This window comes from Desulfoluna sp. CYM3A (genome assembly GCF_056829965.1).
In genome coordinates this window covers 2,578,442-2,596,648 of record NZ_CP186556.1, presented here as the reverse complement: position 1 = coordinate 2,596,648, position 18,207 = coordinate 2,578,442, and the positions used below count along the sequence as shown (strand labels likewise).

Genomic DNA, 18,207 nt, shown 5'->3' with positions numbered 1-18,207 from the left:
CATGATGACAGAGCAATTGATTCGACTGGCCCTTGCCGAGGATATCGGCACCGGGACTGCGCGATGATCCCGGAACATGAGACGGGCCAGGGAGTTCTGGTGGCCAAAGAGCGGCTGCTGGTCGCGGGAACTGCCACGGCAGCGGCCTGTTTTATCGAGCTTGACCCCCACTGCCGTGTTGAGGTGGTGGCCGGTGACGGAAGCTGGGTCGACAAAGGCGATGTGATCCTGAAGGTGGCGGGGACATTAAGGGCCCTTCTGAAAGGCGAGCGCACAGCGCTCAATTTTCTGCAGCGCCTCTCCGGCATCGCCACCCATGTGAGCCGATACGCCGAGATGGTCGAGGGGCTTCCCGTGCGGCTGGTGGATACCCGGAAGACCACCCCGGGCTGGCGGGTACTTGAAAAGGAAGCGGTTCGCGTGGGCGGTGCCTTTAACCATCGCATGGCCCTTTACGACGGGGTCATGATCAAGGACAACCACATCGCTGTGTCCGGGGGGATCCGGGCCGCCGTGGAAAAGGTACGACGATCCATCTCCCATCTGGTCAAGGTGGAGGTGGAGGTGACCAATTTTGAGGAACTTCACGAGGCCTTGAGTGCAGGAGCCGATGTGATCATGCTGGATAACATGGCCATGGAAGACGTGAAAAAAGCGGTGGCCCTTGTGGACGGGCGAGCCATGACCGAAGTCTCCGGCAACATCACGGAGGCAAACCTTCGCGCTTACGCCGAGTCCGGTGTGGATGTCGTTTCTTCGGGGGCGTTGACCCACCAGGCCCGTTCCGTGGATATCAGCATGAGGATGTAGGCACGTGTATTTTTAGCGCCGTGCCGCGATGACTTACAAAACCCCTTCGGTGTGATCGGAAGGGGTTTTTTTATGTCCGGCGCCTGGTGGCCGGCAAGAAGGTGGCGCCGGAGGGGATTGTCTTGTTCACCTCTGCCGGCCTTTGGGTAACTATCTGCGATGAAATTCGCGAAAAAGTTATACAATATGAAGTAATTTTTAAGGATTTATCCTTTTTTCGGAATAAGATGACCCGCATCTCGTGAAACCTGTGAGATGATAAATCAACGGATTTTCTCGCCTGTCCTGAAATGGTTTAATACTTTGCTGAACGCCTGGGAGAAAAAATGCTGTGAAGCTTGTGGTATGGCGTTAGGTATTGTGACATGTGTTTCATCCCTGATAAATGAATGAGTTAAACATGCGAGGTAAAGCGTGTTCAATGTTTATTGAGAAATGAATTAGGCAATAAAATACTTGACCATGTTAGGATTTCTAATTATCATCTTTGCCTGTGGGTTGTTAAACTATTAACGGGAAAGGTTTGGAGATTCGTCAATGGCAGCAGGATACGATCTTGAAAGCGCTTTTTCGCATGTGATTGAAACCATGCGCGGTGATTTTGTTCCGAGAGTTCATTACAACAAACTTCAACGACAAGTAGACAGGCTTGAAGACCAGATGAGGATCCTGAGTCGCCAGCTTGCCCGGGTGGAGAGAAAACTACCCGGAGGTGGGCGGCGAAAGGGTACGGCGGCGGCCTCGAAAGAGAAAAACAAGCCGACCAAGCGGACGTACAGAGCAGATTATCTTAAAATGATGGAGCTGCTCCAGAGTAACCCGGACAAGGAGTTTACCTTGAAAGAGCTCATTGACGGGACAGGTTTTAATGAGAAAAAAGTCCGCAACATGGTGTTTATCTACAGCCGGGAAAAATTCGGCTACGTTCAGGTCATCCGACGGGGAGTCTACAAAGCCGGTAAACCGGTGGTGGCATCCACGGATGAGAAAGCATTTCCAAAGGAGTTGTTAAAAGAAGAGCCGGCAGTTGAGGTGGAGGAGTAGAAGGGGGCTGTTTGGTTGACGGCCTCTCCACAGGTTTTTTTGTCCGGTTGGAACATCGTGCGGCGTGCGGCTTTTTCTCTAAGCTGCACGCCGTTTTTTTTATGGGCCGTTGACCCCGCAAGCGGGCTTGGGTATGACTCGGCCATGAACGATCAAACAGGTTTCTATTCTGTCAGTGACATGGAGGCCGGGACAACGGCATTTTCCCGGCCGGGGCTTTATGCGAAAGGGGCACCCGTGGATGACGAACCGCTGCTGACCGAGGCAGACATTGTGTACATGGACGATGCGGTGGTGGCGGTGAACAAGCCCTGCGGCATGCTGGTGCACCGGAGCAATCTGGACAGGCGCTCTCCCACGGTCATGCGGGAACTCAGGCGCCTTACCGGGAAAATGGTGTGGCCTGTCCACCGGCTGGATCGCCCCACTTCGGGCCTGCTGCTCATGGCCTTCAGCCCGGAGCTGGCAGCTATTCTTAACGAGGGGTTTCGGTATCACCGTGTGCAAAAGGAGTACCTTGCCGTTGTGCGGGGCTACGCCGAGGACCAGGGCACCGTGGACCATCCGGTGAAAAACAGCCGGGGAAACCCGAAGCCCGCGGTGAGCCGTTACCGGCGCCTGGCCACCGTGGAACTCCCCATTCCGGTGGGGCGCTACGAGACGGCCCGGTACAGCCTGGTAAAGGTGGCCCTTGAAACCGGGAGATACCACCAGATCCGGCAGCATTTTCACCACCTCTCTCACCCCATTGTCGGCGATACGGTTTACGGGGACGGGCGGCACAACCGCCTCTTTCGTGAAAACCTGGCCTGCCGGAGGCTCCTTCTTTTTTCTGTTTCCTTAGCCTTTCCCCATCCTGTGGACGGTCGGCTTCTTTCGTTAAGCTGCGGGCTGGGGGATCAGGAGAGGGCTCTTTTTGAAGGCTTCGGCTGGGCAGCTGAGGTCCCGGAGACGTGTTGCGGTGACGATCTGAAAGGAGGCAATGATGAAAATCGGTATAGTCGGCCTGCCCCAGAGCGGCAAGATGACCCTTTTTGAAACGTTGACGGGCAACCAGAGGCGAGAGGGGGTACCGCTGACCAAGGCCGTGCCCGGGTCTGCCGATATCCTGGATGCACGCTTCAATGCCCTGGTCTCCATGTACGACCCGGCTAAAGAGGCCAGGGCACGCATGGACCTGATGCTCCTGCCGAAGATGGAACACGAGACCATCGCAAAGGGAGACATTTTTCGGGACATCGCCGATGTGGATGCCATCTGCCATGTGGTGAGGGCCTTTGACGACGAATCCGTCTACCACGTGGACGGGTCGGTGGACCCTGTCAGGGACATTGACATGGTCAATGCGGAGCTTTTGCTCCACGACCAGATCTTTGTGGAAAAGCGGGTGGAACGTCTGGAAAAATCCCTGAAGAAGATCAAGGATGAGACCCAGCAGCGGGAGCTGGCCCTGATGCATCGCATGCTGACGCACCTGGAGGGGGAGCGCCCTTTGCGGATGATGGACATGGACACCGATGACGAGGCCTTGATCCGCAGCTACCCGCTTATCACGCGCAAGGAGATGGTGCTGGCCCTGAACATCGCCGAAGACGATATCGGCAAGGCCCCCATGCCGGAGGAGATTACGGCCCGGTGTAACGATGTGCAGATGAAGGCCATGCAGGTCTCGGCCAAGGTGGAGTCTGAGATCGCCATGCTGGATACCGTGGAGGAGAAACGGGAGTTCATGGACGACCTCGGCATCGGCGACATGGCCTTGGAGACCCTGACACGGCTCTGCCTGGAAGCCCTGGGTCTGATCTCCTTTTTTACCGTGGGCAAAGACGAGGTGCGCCAGTGGCTGGTGCGGAAAAATTCCCCGGCCCCGGTGGCCGCCGGGGTGATCCATTCGGACCTTCAGCGCGGGTTTATCCGGGCAGAGGTAATGACGTATGACGAGCTGATGGCATACGGTGACGAAGCCGCCTTGAAAAAAGCAGGCAAAATGCACCTCAACGGAAAAGAGTATATCGTGGAGGACGGGGATATCCTGAATATCCGCTTTAAGGTGTGAGGATATTGCAGTTGGAGGCCTGACAACAGTAAAACATACAAGAAAGATACCTCAGGCGGCATGGTGAGCCACCTTCAAAGATGTTTGCCGCTGCGCCTAACTCCTCTTTCAGGTTAAAGCGCAACGGCATTTTTTTGTACATCTTCTGTGTCTGAGCCTTGTTGATGCGCTGATCTGGCATGCTCACTTTCTGATACGGTTTATCTTGATGCCTGCAAAATGTCTTCACGAGTTACGGAGTGGGCATCGACGTTTTGAGTGAGGGGGAGGACGATATATCCTGTAATGTGAGTCTGTCCGGAACCATAATTCGAGTATACGGCCAGTTCCGTGTTCTCTTGGCCACCAGAAACTTTTAAAATGAGAAAGTTTTTGCTCTTGTCTACATCAACTCCGATATTCAGGCCAATCTCAGATTCATCTGACCCCTTGGGCAGGGCGGCATTGTAGAAAATTTCGGAGGAGCTGATTCTTATATTTTATTTAACTAGTCAGGGGGCTCCCTTGGATGTCATCGTTATGGTCCCGACTTCGCCGCCCCAGGTTCCCCCAGAGTATGGCTCATCGTTGCGGATCGTAAAGGTGGCGCCTTCTTGCAGGGAAACCATATAGTTTTTTTGAGAGTCCGTCGGGCCAGTCATGGTGATTTGGATTCCAATATTCCTTGTTTCCATAATGCCTCCTTACTCGTTGTATGAGTGTGCTATATTTGTTTTGGTACAGAGTAAAAGTTGTTTTGTTGTATTTATGTACTGAACCACCTCCATATTGATAATAAGTGATGGGGGATTTACGTCTGGGCTTGTTGAGCACAGACTGTCATTACCTTAGGAAAGGTTATCGTGAACTCTGTGTCGGTAGGTTGAGACATACGGTTTTGCAGTATTATAAAAAGCGTGGACTGGAAGGTGTGGGAGACGTCGAGCTGTGTTGAAAGGTGAGATGAATGGCTTTGAAATCATTATGAATACATTTAAAATATAACCGAATGACACTGTTGCGTCAAATATTTTATGATGATAATTCGTTGATGGGCTGTTGGCCGGCAATGGCGTTTACAGGGTATGTGACGCAGCCCGGGGTGCCTTGGTAAACCCGAGGCTTGTAATTCCCCGTTCATGGGGTTCAGCAGTCCACCCGACTGCTGTTTTTGGCACGGGCTGCACGTGTCAGAAAAGTGGCATGGACCCAGTTTTTTAAGTTGAAAATCTGAAGGCCCTTTTACAGACATTTACCCACCTTTTCCGCTGGCTGAGTTCAGAACACGGTGTTTCGTCCGCCCAACCGAACTGCCCGGTGCCATGATCCGCATGGAACGTAACCCATCCCCTCTCAACGAGATCCTTCAGGGTGAATTCCGCGAAGTCAGGGGTCTCGTCGGTGAGGCCTGCAAGGGTTTCGGCGGCAGAGTGCAATGCCTTTTTAAGCCCCTCGGGAAGGGGGCTGAGCGTATCCAGAAGATCACGGCGAAGCAGTTTGAAGATAAGGTGCATGCGCCGGTTGCCCAGGACCATCATCTCATCGTCTTTGCTTGCGGTTCCGTTTTGGCACCGGGCTTTGGCCGCTTCCCAGGCCCTGTGGATGGGTTCTGCGTCTTTTTGGACAAAGGCGTCAAGTTCGGCGGATGTGAGATCTGAGGTGGAGACAATGGCCTGGTCTGCATCGTAGAGGTCCCAGTCATCGGTGTGGAGGGTGAGGTCGTAGTCGGCCATGCGCTCCCGCACCGTGGTGCCCGGGAAGGGGGCCAGGTGGTGGAAGCCGTACTCGATTTTGAGGCGGTCTTTCAAGGCCGAGCTCTCTTTAAGGGTCTCTCTGGTTTCGCCGGGCAGCCCTGCGATAAAGGAGGCGTGGGCCCGGATTCCCACCTTGCGGCAGAGGGCAGCGGCCTCTTCGGCCTGGGCAACGGTGATGCCTTTTCTTACCCGTTTGAGCATGTCGGTGTTGCCGGATTCGATGCCGAAGCTCACCGAGGTGCACCCCGTCTCCATCATGATACGGAGCAGCTCTTCGTCCACGGTGTTGACCCGTGCGAAAACGCTCCAGCTAAAACGGAGCCCTCTTTTGTTAATCTCCCGGCAAAAGGCGAAAACCCGCTTTCTGCTGGCCGTGAACAGGTCGTCTGCGATGTTGATGGTGGTAAAGCCCATGGAAAGGAGCGACTCGATCTCATCGGCCACACGCTCAGGGGATCTCTGGCGCACGTGGAATCCCACCATTTTCCGGCCCAGGCAGAAGATGCACCGGTTGGGACAGCCCCGTCCGGTGATGATGCTCACGGGAAATCCCAGGGCTTTGTAGCGGGCCAGGGGCAGGAGGTGACGTGCGGGCAGGGGAAGGGCGTCCAGGTCTTGGAGGAAATCCCGCTTCGGGGTTCGAACGATTGTCGAACCATGGCGAAATGCCAGCCCGGCAATGGTTTTCCATGACTCCCTTTTGTGAAAGAGCTTCGCGAATTCATTGAGTGTCTCTTCGGCCTCGCCCACCACGATGCCGTCGATGGCAGGGTAGGTGGCCAGGGTGTTGTCAATATCAAAGGACGCGTGGGGCCCTCCCATGAGGATCACGGCATCCGGGCAGATGGCCCTGGCTTCCGTGAGGATGGCTGCCGCCCCTTTGAAATTCATGGTGACGCAGGAAGTGCCGATGATATCGGGCGACATGGCGGTGAGTTCGTCTCTCAGCTTTTCCGGGGTGTACTCCCGGACGATGTAATCGAGCAGGTGCACATCGGCCCCTGCGGACTCAAAGGCGGCGGCTGCGTAGCAGAGGCCAAGGGGTGGTGAAGGGCATTCATCAAGGGGGTAGGGCGGGGCGATCAGGGCGACACGTGTCATGGGATGCCTGTGATTGGGGTTGGTGGTTTTCCGTCAGCATTCCGGAGAAAGGGGCTGCCGGGTTGTAATCGCTGAGTGTATCACACCGCCGGGATTTGGCTGGGCGATGGTTTATGGTGCTGAACGAATGTCTCATTTTTTCTATCGGGGTGATATCGGTTTGTCAAGATCGCGACAGGCAAAGGCCTTCGCCGATGGGTGTTTCAGCCCCTGCCTCTGCCCGTTTTTTTGAGCTTTTGAGTGATGAGGAATTGGTGTATGTTCAATGGTTATGGATTGTTGATAGGAGACTTCAGATAAAATCCGTCTGACAAGGAGCCGAGCATGAAGCTGGTGACGTGGTTGAAAAACGGTGATGAAGCAGCCCTTGGGGCATTGACCGGAGACGATGACATCGTGGACCTGAAGGCCGCGGCACGCCTCTTCGGCATATCCGATGAATCCTTTGGGAGTATGCTCTCCCTTATCCGGGGCGGGGAGGGTGCCCTTGACGCGGCGCGCCGGATCATGGTGCGGGTCAGCGAAGAGGGGGAAAAGACGCTGTGCACCCCCATGGCGTCGGCCAGTCTCCTGGCCCCCCTGCCGGTGCCCGAGTCTGTTCGGGATGCCATGGCCTTTGAAGACCATATCATCAACTGCATCCGGGTCCAGGGCCTGAAAAAGCTGGCCGGGATCGACGAAGCCATCGAAAAAAAATGGGGTCGGCGCTACACCCTTGCCCGGTTCCTCAACAGGGCCTGGTACGAGCGGCCCGTGTACTACAAAAGCAATCGGTTTTCCGTGGTGGGGCACGACGCAGAGGTGCCCATTCCGTCCTATTGCCGCAGGTTCGATTACGAGCTTGAGCTCGGGGTTGTTATCGGGAAGGCCGGTGCCAATATCCCGGCTGCCCGGGCAAGGGAGCACATTTTCGGATACACCCTGTTCAATGATTTTTCCGCCCGGGACGAACAGATGCGGGAGATGAAAGGGCGTCTGGGCCCTGCCAAGGGAAAGGATTTCAACGGCGGCAACGCCATGGGGCCGGTGCTGGTGACCCGGGACGAAATACCCGACCCTTTAAACATTACCCTTACTGCGCGCGTCAACGGCCGGGAGTGGTCCAGGGGCTCCACCGCGGACATGCACTGGAGCTTTGAAGAGATCATCCAGGCCATCTCCCGGGATGAGACCCTGTATCCCGGTGAGTTTATCGGCTCCGGCACCTGCTCGGGACGTAAGGGCAGGGGGTGTGGCCTGGAGATGGGGCGGTTCCTCTCCTCCGGGGACACGGTGGAACTTGCTGCCGAGGGGATCGGGACCTTGAGAAACCGGGTGATCTGATGGCCGAAGGGGGGCATGCACCCGGAATCAAAGGGGCACAAGGGGGCTGGCTGCGGTTTCCCTCTTGACACCCATCCTTTTATAATGAATAAATCCAAGCGTCGTGCCTTGATTGACGCGGGATTCTGCACTATCTTGCGTTCGAGCTGCGGCTTTTAAACGACTGAAACAGGTGACCGGAGGGGCGCCTTGGTGGTCATAATTTTCTCATGTGTATTGTGGATACTGATTAAAAGGAGAGACTATGGATTCCGCGAAAACCTTTTCCAAGCGGGCTTTTTTATGGATTTTTCTGGTGATGGCCCTTGTTGTCCTTGCCGTGGACGTGGCCATCTACTTTGGTGCCAGCGTGGCAGCCATGAAGGCCGTTCACACCGCCGCCGATCCTGAAGCGGCCAAGGCTTTCTCCTTCGTGTTCGAAAATTTTTCCCGGGTGGTGGTTCCCGTCTCCGTGGGAGCAGGCCTTGTGTTTGCCCTGCTGCTCTGGATGATCATTCGCGGCCTCTACGTCAACGCCGGGGTTCCGGAAGTGGAAGCGGCCCCCAAGGATGAAGGGCCTGCCATCGACCCCGAGGTGGAGAAGCGAAATACCCGTCGAACCTTTCTCCACCTTGTCTCCGCCCTTCAGAAAGAGGGCCGCCTCATTGACTTTTTCAATGAAGACCTCTCCCTTTACAGCGACGACCAGATCGGAGCGGCCGTGCGGGGTATCCATGAAAACTGCGTGAAGACCCTGGACAAGTACGTCACCTGTGGGCCGGTGGTGGACACCCCCGAAGGGGAGACCATCACCGTGGAAGCCGGGTTCAACCCCGAGGAGATTCGCCTCACAGGCAATGTAGCTGGCGAGCCTCCCTTCACCGGCACGGTTCGCCACAAAGGCTGGAAAGCCACCAAGACCGAAGTCCCCACCCTCTCTGAAGAGTCCAACCCCGATGTGCTGGCTCCTGCTGAGGTGGAGCTGGGCTGATGGAGAGCATGATGAGTTCATACATTGTCGGTATCGACCTGGGCACCACCAACAGCGTGGTGGCCTACACCGAACGACCCGAAGACGGGGCGACCGAAGCGTCGGACATCCGCCTGTTCCGCATTCCCCAGCTCGTGGATGCCGGTGTGGTGGAGAAGCGCGAGATGCTCCCCTCCTTTATCTTTTTGCCCGAGGCCCACGACGTGGGTCGCGGGGCCACGGCCCTGCCCTGGGATGCCGAGCCCGATGCCGTGGTGGGTGAGTTTGCCAGGAAACGCGGGGGCGAGCTTCCCCAGCGCCTTATCTCCTCGGCCAAGAGCTGGCTTTGCAACACCATGGTGGACCGCAAGGCCGACAACCTGCCGTGAAAGGACCCCAGGAGTAGCGGCTCCAAGACTGTCCGCCGGTGACGGCTTCCGCCGCCATCCTGCGCCACATGCGCGACGCCTGGAACCACGAGATGGCAGCCGATGATGCCTCCCTTCGCCTGGAGAACCAGGAGATTTACCTAACGGCGCCCGCGCCTCTTCCACGCCGTGGCCCGGGAGCTTACGGTCCAGGCCGCAGCGGCTGCGGGCCTTGCCGATGCCACCGTGGAAGAACCCCAGGCCGCCCTTTACGCCTGGATCGAGTCCATGGGGGACGACTGGCGAAGCAAGGTGAAAAAGGGCGAAACCCTTCTCGTTTGCGATATCGGCGGGGGCACCTCGGACTTCAGCCTCATCGGCATCTCCGAAGAGGACGGGGAGCTTGCCCTGGAGCGCATCGCTGTGGGCGATCACCTCCTCGTGGGCGGGGACAACATGGACCTGGCCCTGGCCTGGTACGTGAAATCCAAGATGGACGCTAAAGGCCAGAAACTCGACGACTGGCAGATGCGTGGCCTGGGCCACTCCATCCGAAGCGTCAAGGAGAAGATCCTGGCCGGAGGCACCAACGGCCCCGAGCCCGTGACCATCCTGGGCGCGGTTCCGGCCTCATCGGCGGGACCCTCAAAAGCGAGATGGACGAAAAAGAGGTGGACCAGGTGATTCTGGAGGGTTTTTTGCCCCTGTGCTCCGTGGGCGACCGCCCGGTGCAGAGGCGCCGTAGCGGCCTTCGCGAGATGGGCCTGGTCTACGAGCAGGACCCCTCCATCTCCCGTCACATGGCATGGTTCCTGGCCCGCCAGGGCGGCGACGGCTGGCAGAACGCCCACATTCCGGACGCCGTTCTCTTTAACGGTGGCATTATGAAATCCGCCTCGGTCCGGGAGCGCATCCTGAGCGTGGTGGACTATTTCCGTGAAGAGGTGGGGGACGACACCCCGGTGCGTGAAGTGGAAGCAGGAGATTACGATCTCTCCGTTGCCCGGGGCGCTGCCTACTACGGCCTGGCCCGTCTGGGCAGGGGCATCCGCATCCGCGGCGGCCTCTCCCGCTCCTACTACGTCTCCGTGGAAGCGGCCATGCCGGCCATTCCCGGGATGCCCGCCCCCATGAAGGCCCTGTGCGTGGCCCCCATGGGCATGGAAGAGGGCACCGAAGAGCGGGTAGACTCCGAAGAGTTCGTCCTTTATGTGGGCGAGCCCGTGGCCTTTGACATCATGGCCTCGTCGTCCAGAAGGGACGACGGCCCCGGCATCGAGTCCTGGTCCGAGGGGGAGATGGAAGACCTCACCTCCATTGAGACCACCCTGGAAGGGGAGTGGGGCACCGCCATTCCCGTTCAGTTCGAGATCCGGGTCACGGAGATCGGCACCCTGGAGTTCTGGTGCGTTGCCATAGAGGGCGACAAGCGATGGAAACTCGAATTCAACGTACGCGAGAGGGATGATGCGGGACACTGAAACACTGAGATACATCATCGGGATTGACTTAGGGACCACCAACTCTGCCATGTCCTACGTGGACCTGGAACAGCCGGAGACGGCCAAGGGGCGCAAGAACATTCAACTGTTTCGCGTGCCCCAGCTCACCCGGGAAGGGGAGGTGTCGCCCATGTCGGTGCTGCCCTCCTTTCTTTATATCCCTGGAACCTACGACATTCCCGATGAGTCGGTGATTCAGCCGTGGAACCCCATGGAAAAACGGTTTGCCGGTCTCTTTGCCCGGGAGCACGGCAGCAAGGTTCCCTCGCGCCTGGTGGTCTCGGCCAAGAGCTGGCTCTGCCACGACAAGGCGGACCGCAAGGCCAAGATCCTGCCCTGGGGGGCGGGAAACGATGTGGGCAAGGTCTCCCCGGTAGAGGCCACGGCCTTCTACCTGGAGCACCTCCGCAAGGCGTGGAACAAACAGATGGGGGGCGACGACGAGGGCGCCTTCCTTGAGAATCAGTTTGTGGTGATCACGGTGCCCGCCTCTTTTGACGAGGTGGCCCGGGACCTCACCGTGGAAGCTGCGTCCCTTGCGGGCTTCAAGAACGTGACCTTGCTGGAAGAGCCCCTGGCCGCCTTCTACAGCTGGCTGATCCGCCACGAGAAGAGCTGGGTAGAGCACGTCAAGCCCGGGGAGCTGATCCTTGTCTGCGACGTAGGCGGCGGCACCACAGATTTTACCCTCATCACCCTGAAGGAGAGCAAGGGCACCCCGCGCTTTGAGCGCCTCGCCGTGGGGGATCACCTGATCCTGGGCGGGGACAACATCGACCTGGCCCTGGCCAGAAAGGCCGAATCCCTGTTTGGGGGCAACACCAAAAACCTGTCCTCGGACAAGTGGAAGACCCTTTGCCATCTCTCCCGCAAGGCCAAGGAGAAGATCCTGGGGGAGGGCGAGGAGTCCGAGCGCATCATCATGACAGGCTCCGGCAGCAGCCTCATCGGCGGTACCCTGTCGGCCACCCTGACCCGGGAGATGGTGGAAGAGATCGTTCTCGACGGTTTTTTCCCGGATGTTACCAAGGAAGAGGCCAGGAAGATGGCCCGCCGCAAGGGGATCAGCGAGTTTGGTCTTCCTTACGAGCAGGAACCGGCCATTACCCGACATATCGGGTGGTTCCTGGAAAACCACAAAGAGGCCGTGGCAGATCTCCTGGGCACAGACCACGCCCCGGACCATATCCTTTTTAACGGCGGCTCGTTAAAACCCACCGCCATCCGGCGCAAGATCAAGGGCGCTGTCCGTCACTGGTTCAACGAGCCCGATGCCTCCTTTCCCCGGGAGATGGACAACCCCGACCCGGACCTTGCCGTGGCCCTGGGCGCCTCCTATTACGGCCTGGCCAAGATCGGCAAAGGCGTCCGCGTGGGAAGCGGCAGCCCCCGGAGCTATTATCTCGGCGTGGGATCCACCAACGGGGACGAGCACAAGGCGGTCTGCATCGTGGAGCGCGGCCTGGACGAAGGCGAGACCATCGAGCTCTCCCACAAGAAATTTACGGTTATCGCCAATCGCCCGGCAGAATTTCCCGTCTACAGCTCCAGTTTCCGTTCCGGCGACCGCGCAGGGGACGTCATCACCATCGACGACACCCTCACCGAGCTGCCCCCCATGGCCTCGGTGATCAAGTACGGCAAAAAAGGCAACGCAGAGTCCATTCCCGTTCATTTAAAGGCCCAGTACACCGAGGTGGGGACCCTGGTCATCGGGTGCCGCTCCCAGATCAGCGATCACCACTGGCGCCTGAATTTTCAGCTGCGCCGGGAGGCTGACCCCATGGCCGTGGCCGAAGGGGAGGTCCTGGACGAAGGCCTGACCCAGGCAGCCCGCAGCGTGGTGAAAGAGGCCTTTCACGGGGACAAGACAGGACTCACCGGGGTGGTGAAGGCCATCTCCGCTGCCGTGGATACCCAGAAGAACGCCTGGCCCCTCTCCTTTATCCGGGATCTCTCCGATACCCTTCTGGACGAGAAAAAGGTCCGGGAACGCGCCGCAGAGTTCGAAGCCCGGTGGCTCAACCTCACCGGCTACTGCCTGCGCCCCGGCACCGGCCACGGCATGGATGAGCAGCGCATGAAGCGGGTGTGGAAGCTCTTTCGAAACGGACCGGTTTTCGATCGGAACAATCAGGTGCGCGGTGAGTGGTGGATTCTCTGGCGACGCCTTGCAGCGGGCCTCAACCCCGGACAGCAGCGCCAGTTTTTCCAGGAGGTCTCCCCCCTGGTCTTTCCCGCCCGGGGCAATGGCGTGAAGATGACCCCCCAGGAGCAGGTTGAACTCTGGATGGCCCTTGCCAACATGGAGCGCCTCATCACCAAGGACAAGGTGCGCCTGGGCAACCAGCTGGTAAAAGCCCTCTCCCCGAAAAAATCCCCATCCCAGATGGTCTGGGCCCTCTCCCGCATCGGCCAGCGCGAGCCCCTGTACGGCTCCGTGGACCGCGTGGTGGCCCCAAAAGACGCCTGGCCCTGGATCGACAAACTCCTCACCGGCTCATGGAAAGAGCCCAAAGCCGTGGTCAACGCCCTGGTCATCATGGGCCGCAAAACCGGCGACCGCATGCGCGACCTCGACGACGCGCAGCGCGAGCAGGTCATCGCCCGTGCCCAGGCCCTGGGCGGCGGTAAAAAGGCGCTCAAACCCCTCACCGAGGTGGTGACCCTCTCCTCCGGCGATGAAAAAGTGATCTACGGGGAATCGTTGCCCACGGGCATCGTGCTGCATGAATAAATAAAAAAGCAAAAAACGCCTCCGGCGGCAGGGATGATCCCCTGGACCCCAGGTTTAAAATCACAGGCCTGAAATGATTAGATATCATTTCAGGCCTGTGCGTTTTGGGGGCTGCACGGTTACATATTACCAACCTGCCACGGGAACTGTAGGGTGCGGCCCCCGCACCGCCTTGCGTAACGCCTCCCACCGGCCCTGTATTTTTTCCATGGCATAACGGGTTTGTAACGATTCGGTTGCCTCCGGCGGGTCGCTTTTTGAAAAAAGCTCCGCAAAAACTTTCCGGTTGCCTGCTCGTTACGTCGAATGCAGTCAGCAAACCAGAACCTTCGAATGGATCAAACGTAGCCTCAAGACCTGTTTGTTAAACCCAAACCATAAAATCGGGCAAACGTTTGGCCCCAGGCAGGACCGGCGGGGGCTTTTTTTAGCTGAATAGTTACCCGGGGCTCTGCAACAAGAAGCCGGTGACGGGTTTCGATACGCTAAGCGGTGCGCACGGCGCACCCTACAAAACCCCGATCGGCTTCGCGGCTCGCCCTGCACGGCCCCGCACCATAAAATCGCTCCCTATCACCTATGTCCTATCCCTCTATGACCTTTTTTCTATCCTGCACCTCGCATCCAGCGCCAGCACCCCGGACCCGTCTTCCAAAACCCGCACGGGGTTGAGGTCCAGCTCCTGGATCTCCGGGAACTGGGCCATGAGGTGGGTGACGCGGTGGATGAGGTCGATGTAGCCGCTTACATCCCCGGCGGCTTTACCGCGGGTTCCTGCAAGGATTTTTGCTGATTTCAGGCGGCTGATTTTGGTCTCGATCTCATGGGGGGACGAGGGGCACAGCACGGTCTGGGCGTCCTGAAAGACTTCGATGTAGATGCCCCCGTAGCCGAAGAGGGTCACGGGCCCGAAGGAGTCGTCCACGCTGCCTCCCACAAACATGTCGTGACCATTGCCTGCCATGGCCATGAGACGCACGCCGTCGAAGGACGATTTCCTTGTAGCCAGATTGGGCGTAGGGATCTTCGAAACCGGTTTCGACATCCGGTTGCCGTTGAGGCCAACAGAACCTCGCCCGCCTGGAGCTGAAACGGCGTTGGATGATCACCTTCATCACCACGGGGTAGCCGATGGCCTCGGCAGCTGCCACCGCTTCATCGGCGGTGGCGGCAGTATCATTTGTGCCACGGGGATGCCGAAGGCGGTGAGCAGTTCCAGGGCCTCTTCGCCGTGGGTCCCGGGGTGGGAGCGCACCCAGGAGGCTGCGGCGTCCATGTCGATATTCGGGGGCAGGGACGTGGAAAAGGCGGGTTCGGTACGTTTTGCGTGGTAGCGCTGCTGGAGCTTCATGATGCGGATCATGGACTCCGGGGTGTTGAAGATGGGCACGTTGACGTTTTGCTTGACCCGGTTGATGGTCTTTGAGGGGCCGTAGAGGCAGGAGGCCATGGGTTTTCCCGAGGAGCGGATGGCGCCGGTGACCTCTTTGGAGATATCGGTCTTGAACATCTTGTTGAAGACGTCGTCGTTTTTCGGCATCTGGGGATTCTGGGTGAGGTAGACGGCCCCGTCCACCTGGTCGTTGTGTAAAACGAGGTTGATGACGCTGGCCGTGGAGGCGGGGTCGTAGATGTCGCCGAGGTCCAGGGGGTTGGACAGGGAGATGACCCCTGCGTTGGTGAACTCGGCGATCTCTTTGTAAAAGGCCTCTCCGGGATCGGCAAACTCGAAGCCTGCTTTTTCGCAGAGATCTGCCATGAGCACGGTGAACCCTCCGGCCGGGCTCATGACCATGATGCGGTTGCCCCGCATGGGGGGCAGCTCGAAGATTTTTGCGGCGCCGATAAAGTCGTCGAACTCTTCGATGCGGAGGATCCCGGCGCGTTCAAAGGCGGCGTCGATGATCTCTTCGTTGTTGCTGATGGCCGCGGTGTGGCTCATGGCTGCCTTGCTGCCCGCAGAAGTGGTGTTGGCCTTGTAAACGATCACCGGTTTTCCGGCCTCGGTGGCGGCCTCCATGAGTTTCCGTCCGTCGGTAATGCTCTCCAGGTACAGGCAGATCACCTTGGTGTCCGGGTCTTTTCCGAAGTAGCGGATGCAGTCCACTTCCGTCACGTTGAGCTTGTTACCGATGCTGGCGAACTTGGCCAGGCCGATGTTTTCGTCGGCCATGAGGTGCCAGAGGAAGAGGCCCATGCCCCCGCTCTGGGTGACGAGGCTCATGCCGCCGCGGGGTGCTTTGAAGGTGGGCGTGAAAGGAAGGCAGAGGCCGTTGGCCGTGTTGGCCACGGTGAGGCCATTGGGGCCCACGAATCGGATACCATAGGCTTCGGCCACGGCCGTGAGCTCTTCGGCCAGTTTTTCCCCTTCGGGGCCGGATTCGTTGAACCCCCCGGAGAGGATGGCCGCGCGGCGGACCCCGAACTCACCGGCCTCGCGCAGGGCACCGGGGATAAGACGTGCGGGGAGCAGAAAGACTGCCAGATCAGGCTGTTGTGGAAGATCTTTAATGTGACGGTACATCTTGACCCCGTCCACGTGTTTCTCGCCGCCTTTGGGGTGTATGCCGAACAGGCGGCCTTCATAGCCCCAGCGGATGAGGTTTTCGAGCATCAGCCTGGGGATGTTGTTTTCTCGATTGGACAGTCCCCAGATGGCAATGGATTCGGGATAGAAAATTTTTTCCATGGTCCTCCGCAGTCTGTGTTATGTGGGTGATGCACGTTATGGTTTGGGTACAATGTTCAGGTTTTGCGGGGCACGGGTGGCTCTTTACGTTAACGTAAACTTTATAGGCTGAAAGTCAAAGGGCTGTCAAGGGCAAGAAGCAGCTGCCCGGAAAAATTCGGTTTATCGAAGGGGCGTCAGGGCTGAAGGGCATAAGAGGCAGTTCTTGACAAGAGGCCTTGCAAGGCATATGTAACGACGGAGTTCTCGCAAGGTTGACGCTGGTTTGCCGCGAGATCGTGACAGAAAAGAGCCGACAAAGAGGCCTTGCCGCCCACCCCTGGGCTGGCACGGCGATGAATCATCCAGGAGATCCTTGCATTGAAGCGCCAGGGCAAAGAAATATACTACACCATCTCGGATTTGGCCCGCGAGTTTGACATCAGCACCCGCTCCATCCGGTTTTATGAAGAAAAGAACCTCATTTCACCCCGTCGTACCGAAGGAAACCAACGCATCTACAGCCGCAGGGACCATGTCCGCCTCAAGCTTATCCTGCGCGGTAAGCGGTTCGGGTACTCCCTTGAGGAGATCTCCGAGATCATCGGCCTCACGGATTTTGACATCGATGAAGTGGAGCAGATCCGGAAGACCCTGACCATGGGTCAGAAGAAGATCACCGATGTGCGGGAGCGCATCAACGACCTGAAGCTCCTGGAAGAGGAGCTGGTCTCCTTTCAGGGGAAGATGGAAGATCGCCTCCGTGAGCTGACCTCCGACGAGTGAGTTTTTCATGCCCCTTCGTTTTTCCTTCTTGGAACCCCATTTCAGCGGATCCCATAAAGCCGTAGCCGAAGGGCTCAAGGCCCACAGCCGACACGACATCGACCTGTTGACCCTCCCCGGGGGAAACTGGAAGTGGCGCATGAGGGCATCGGCCCTCCATTACGCCGGTGTGTTGCGTGATGCAAAGGATGCGGACGGTCTCATCGTCTGCAACATGGTGGATCTTGCCCGGCTGAAAGGACTGGTGGGCTCCTGCCCGCCGACGCTGGTCTACATGCACGAGAGCCAGCTCACCTACCCCCCGCCCAAGGGGAGCACGGTCCAGGCAGACCTGGTGATGCAGGAGATCTACACCGTCCTTGCGGCAGACCGGGTGGCGTTCAATTCAGCCCACCATCGGGAACTCTTCATCAACAGCCTTTCTCCCTTTTTATCCCGTTTCCCGGATGCCGTGCCCCGGGGCCTGGAAGAGATCGTGGCCGAAAAATCCGTGGTGATCTATCCGGGCTGCAGCCTTCCGGCTGAAGCGCCGGACATGGAAGAGAAGCGCACGGATCCGCCCCTTATCATCTGGAACCACCGCTGGAGTTACGACAAGAATTTTCCCGCCATGCGGCAGGTGCTGGAGATGGTGGCGGAGAAGGGGATCCCCTTTGAGGTGGCTCTGCTGGGGGAATCCGCAGGCGGAAAGGCCGAGGAACCGTTCCATGAAGCCCTGAAAACTTTAGGGGATCGGGTGGTTCACTTCGGGTACTGCAAGGCAGCCGAAGAGTATCGGGCCTGGCTGAAGCGCGGATCCATCGTGGTGAGTTCTGCGGTTCAGGAAAATTTCGGCATCTCCGTGGTGGAGGCCATGGCTTATGGGTGCCTGCCCCTTTTGCCAAAGCGCCTGGCCTATCCTGAGGTCCTTCCCAGAGCGTTCCACAGCGCCCACCTTTACACCAGCCGCAAGGACTGCACGGCAAAGCTGTGCGAGCTTCTGGATCGCTGTACGCACAACGATCAGCGGTCCGCAGCCCGGGACCTTGCCCGTCACATGGCGTCCCATGACTGGGGGCAGCAGGTCACGTCCTACGATTCCGTTCTGGAATCCATGGCCTTTCCACGTTTACATCATGCCTGACAAATTT

The 18,207-nt window shown here is 58.2% G+C and carries 15 protein-coding genes; 12 read left to right on the top strand and 3 right to left on the bottom strand.

Annotated elements, in window-relative coordinates:
• The first annotated feature begins 63 nt into the window (after positions 1-63).
• The 4 genes from nadC to ychF all read left to right on the top strand — a co-directional run bounded on the left by nadC (position 64) and on the right by ychF (position 3,910).
• Positions 64-810 carry a carboxylating nicotinate-nucleotide diphosphorylase gene (gene nadC, locus ACOYW1_RS13235; RefSeq protein ID WP_482423162.1) on the top strand — a complete coding sequence of 249 codons (747 nt, stop codon included), beginning with the start codon at positions 64-66 and terminating at the stop codon, positions 808-810.
• 537 nt (positions 811-1,347) lie between these two features.
• On the top strand, positions 1,348-1,854 hold the full coding sequence (locus tag ACOYW1_RS13230; RefSeq protein WP_482423161.1) for a hypothetical protein: 507 nt from the start codon (positions 1,348-1,350) through the stop codon (positions 1,852-1,854).
• 237 nt (positions 1,855-2,091) lie between these two features.
• Positions 2,092-2,892: a pseudouridine synthase gene (locus ACOYW1_RS13225; protein ID WP_482423160.1), complete on the top strand. Its 801-nt coding sequence runs from the start codon at positions 2,092-2,094 to the stop codon at positions 2,890-2,892.
• The gene (gene ychF / locus ACOYW1_RS13220; RefSeq protein ID WP_482423159.1) at positions 2,837-3,910 is read left to right on the top strand and encodes a redox-regulated ATPase YchF; all 1,074 of its coding nucleotides are present in this window, start codon (positions 2,837-2,839) and stop codon (positions 3,908-3,910) included. The genes ACOYW1_RS13225 and ychF overlap by 56 nt, the downstream gene beginning before the upstream one ends.
• A gap of 1,196 nt (positions 3,911-5,106) precedes the next feature.
• Here the strand turns inward: ychF and ACOYW1_RS13215 are convergent.
• Positions 5,107-6,744, bottom strand: coding sequence for a B12-binding domain-containing radical SAM protein (locus ACOYW1_RS13215; RefSeq protein WP_482423158.1), 1,638 nt, complete (start codon positions 6,742-6,744; stop codon positions 5,107-5,109).
• Positions 6,745-7,068: 324 nt separating this feature from the next.
• Between ACOYW1_RS13215 and ACOYW1_RS13210 the strand changes: the two genes are divergently transcribed.
• The 6 genes from ACOYW1_RS13210 (at position 7,069) to ACOYW1_RS13185 (ending at position 13,623) form a co-directional block, all read left to right on the top strand.
• On the top strand, positions 7,069-8,067 hold the full coding sequence (locus ACOYW1_RS13210) for a fumarylacetoacetate hydrolase family protein (RefSeq protein WP_482423157.1): 999 nt from the start codon (positions 7,069-7,071) through the stop codon (positions 8,065-8,067).
• 244 nt (positions 8,068-8,311) lie between these two features.
• Positions 8,312-9,037 carry a DUF2760 domain-containing protein gene (locus ACOYW1_RS13205; RefSeq protein ID WP_482423156.1) on the top strand — a complete coding sequence of 242 codons (726 nt, stop codon included), beginning with the start codon at positions 8,312-8,314 and terminating at the stop codon, positions 9,035-9,037.
• Between the two features lie 8 nt (positions 9,038-9,045).
• Entirely contained in the window at positions 9,046-9,405 is a 360-nt protein-coding gene (locus ACOYW1_RS13200; protein WP_482423155.1) for a hypothetical protein, read from the top strand.
• A 168-nt stretch (positions 9,406-9,573) separates the two neighbouring features.
• On the top strand, positions 9,574-10,068 hold the full coding sequence (locus tag ACOYW1_RS13195; RefSeq protein ID WP_482423154.1) for an Hsp70 family protein: 495 nt from the start codon (positions 9,574-9,576) through the stop codon (positions 10,066-10,068).
• Complete coding sequence (locus tag ACOYW1_RS13190) at positions 10,041-10,865, top strand: hypothetical protein (RefSeq protein WP_482423153.1); 825 nt, start codon at positions 10,041-10,043, stop codon at positions 10,863-10,865. The genes ACOYW1_RS13195 and ACOYW1_RS13190 overlap by 28 nt, the downstream gene beginning before the upstream one ends.
• Positions 10,849-13,623, top strand: a complete 2,775-nt coding sequence (locus ACOYW1_RS13185; protein ID WP_482423152.1) for an Hsp70 family protein — start codon at positions 10,849-10,851, stop codon at positions 13,621-13,623. Before ACOYW1_RS13190 ends, ACOYW1_RS13185 begins: the two co-directional genes overlap by 17 nt.
• Before the next feature lie 592 nt (positions 13,624-14,215).
• On the opposite strand, the gene ACOYW1_RS13180 is transcribed toward ACOYW1_RS13185, so the two are convergent.
• Entirely contained in the window at positions 14,216-14,668 is a 453-nt protein-coding gene (locus tag ACOYW1_RS13180; RefSeq protein WP_482423151.1) for an acetate--CoA ligase family protein, read from the bottom strand.
• Positions 14,669-14,737: 69 nt separating this feature from the next.
• A complete protein-coding gene (locus tag ACOYW1_RS13175) occupies positions 14,738-16,312 on the bottom strand; it encodes an acetate--CoA ligase family protein (RefSeq protein ID WP_482423150.1) in 1,575 nt (524 codons plus the stop codon).
• A 360-nt stretch (positions 16,313-16,672) separates the two neighbouring features.
• Between ACOYW1_RS13175 and ACOYW1_RS13170 the strand changes: the two genes are divergently transcribed.
• Both ACOYW1_RS13170 and ACOYW1_RS13165 read left to right on the top strand, forming a co-directional pair.
• Positions 16,673-17,077, top strand: a complete 405-nt coding sequence (locus ACOYW1_RS13170; protein WP_281374509.1) for a MerR family transcriptional regulator — start codon at positions 16,673-16,675, stop codon at positions 17,075-17,077.
• A 7-nt stretch (positions 17,078-17,084) separates the two neighbouring features.
• Complete coding sequence (locus ACOYW1_RS13165; protein WP_482423149.1) at positions 17,085-18,200, top strand: tRNA-queuosine alpha-mannosyltransferase domain-containing protein; 1,116 nt, start codon at positions 17,085-17,087, stop codon at positions 18,198-18,200.
• Positions 18,201-18,207 lie beyond the last annotated feature (7 nt).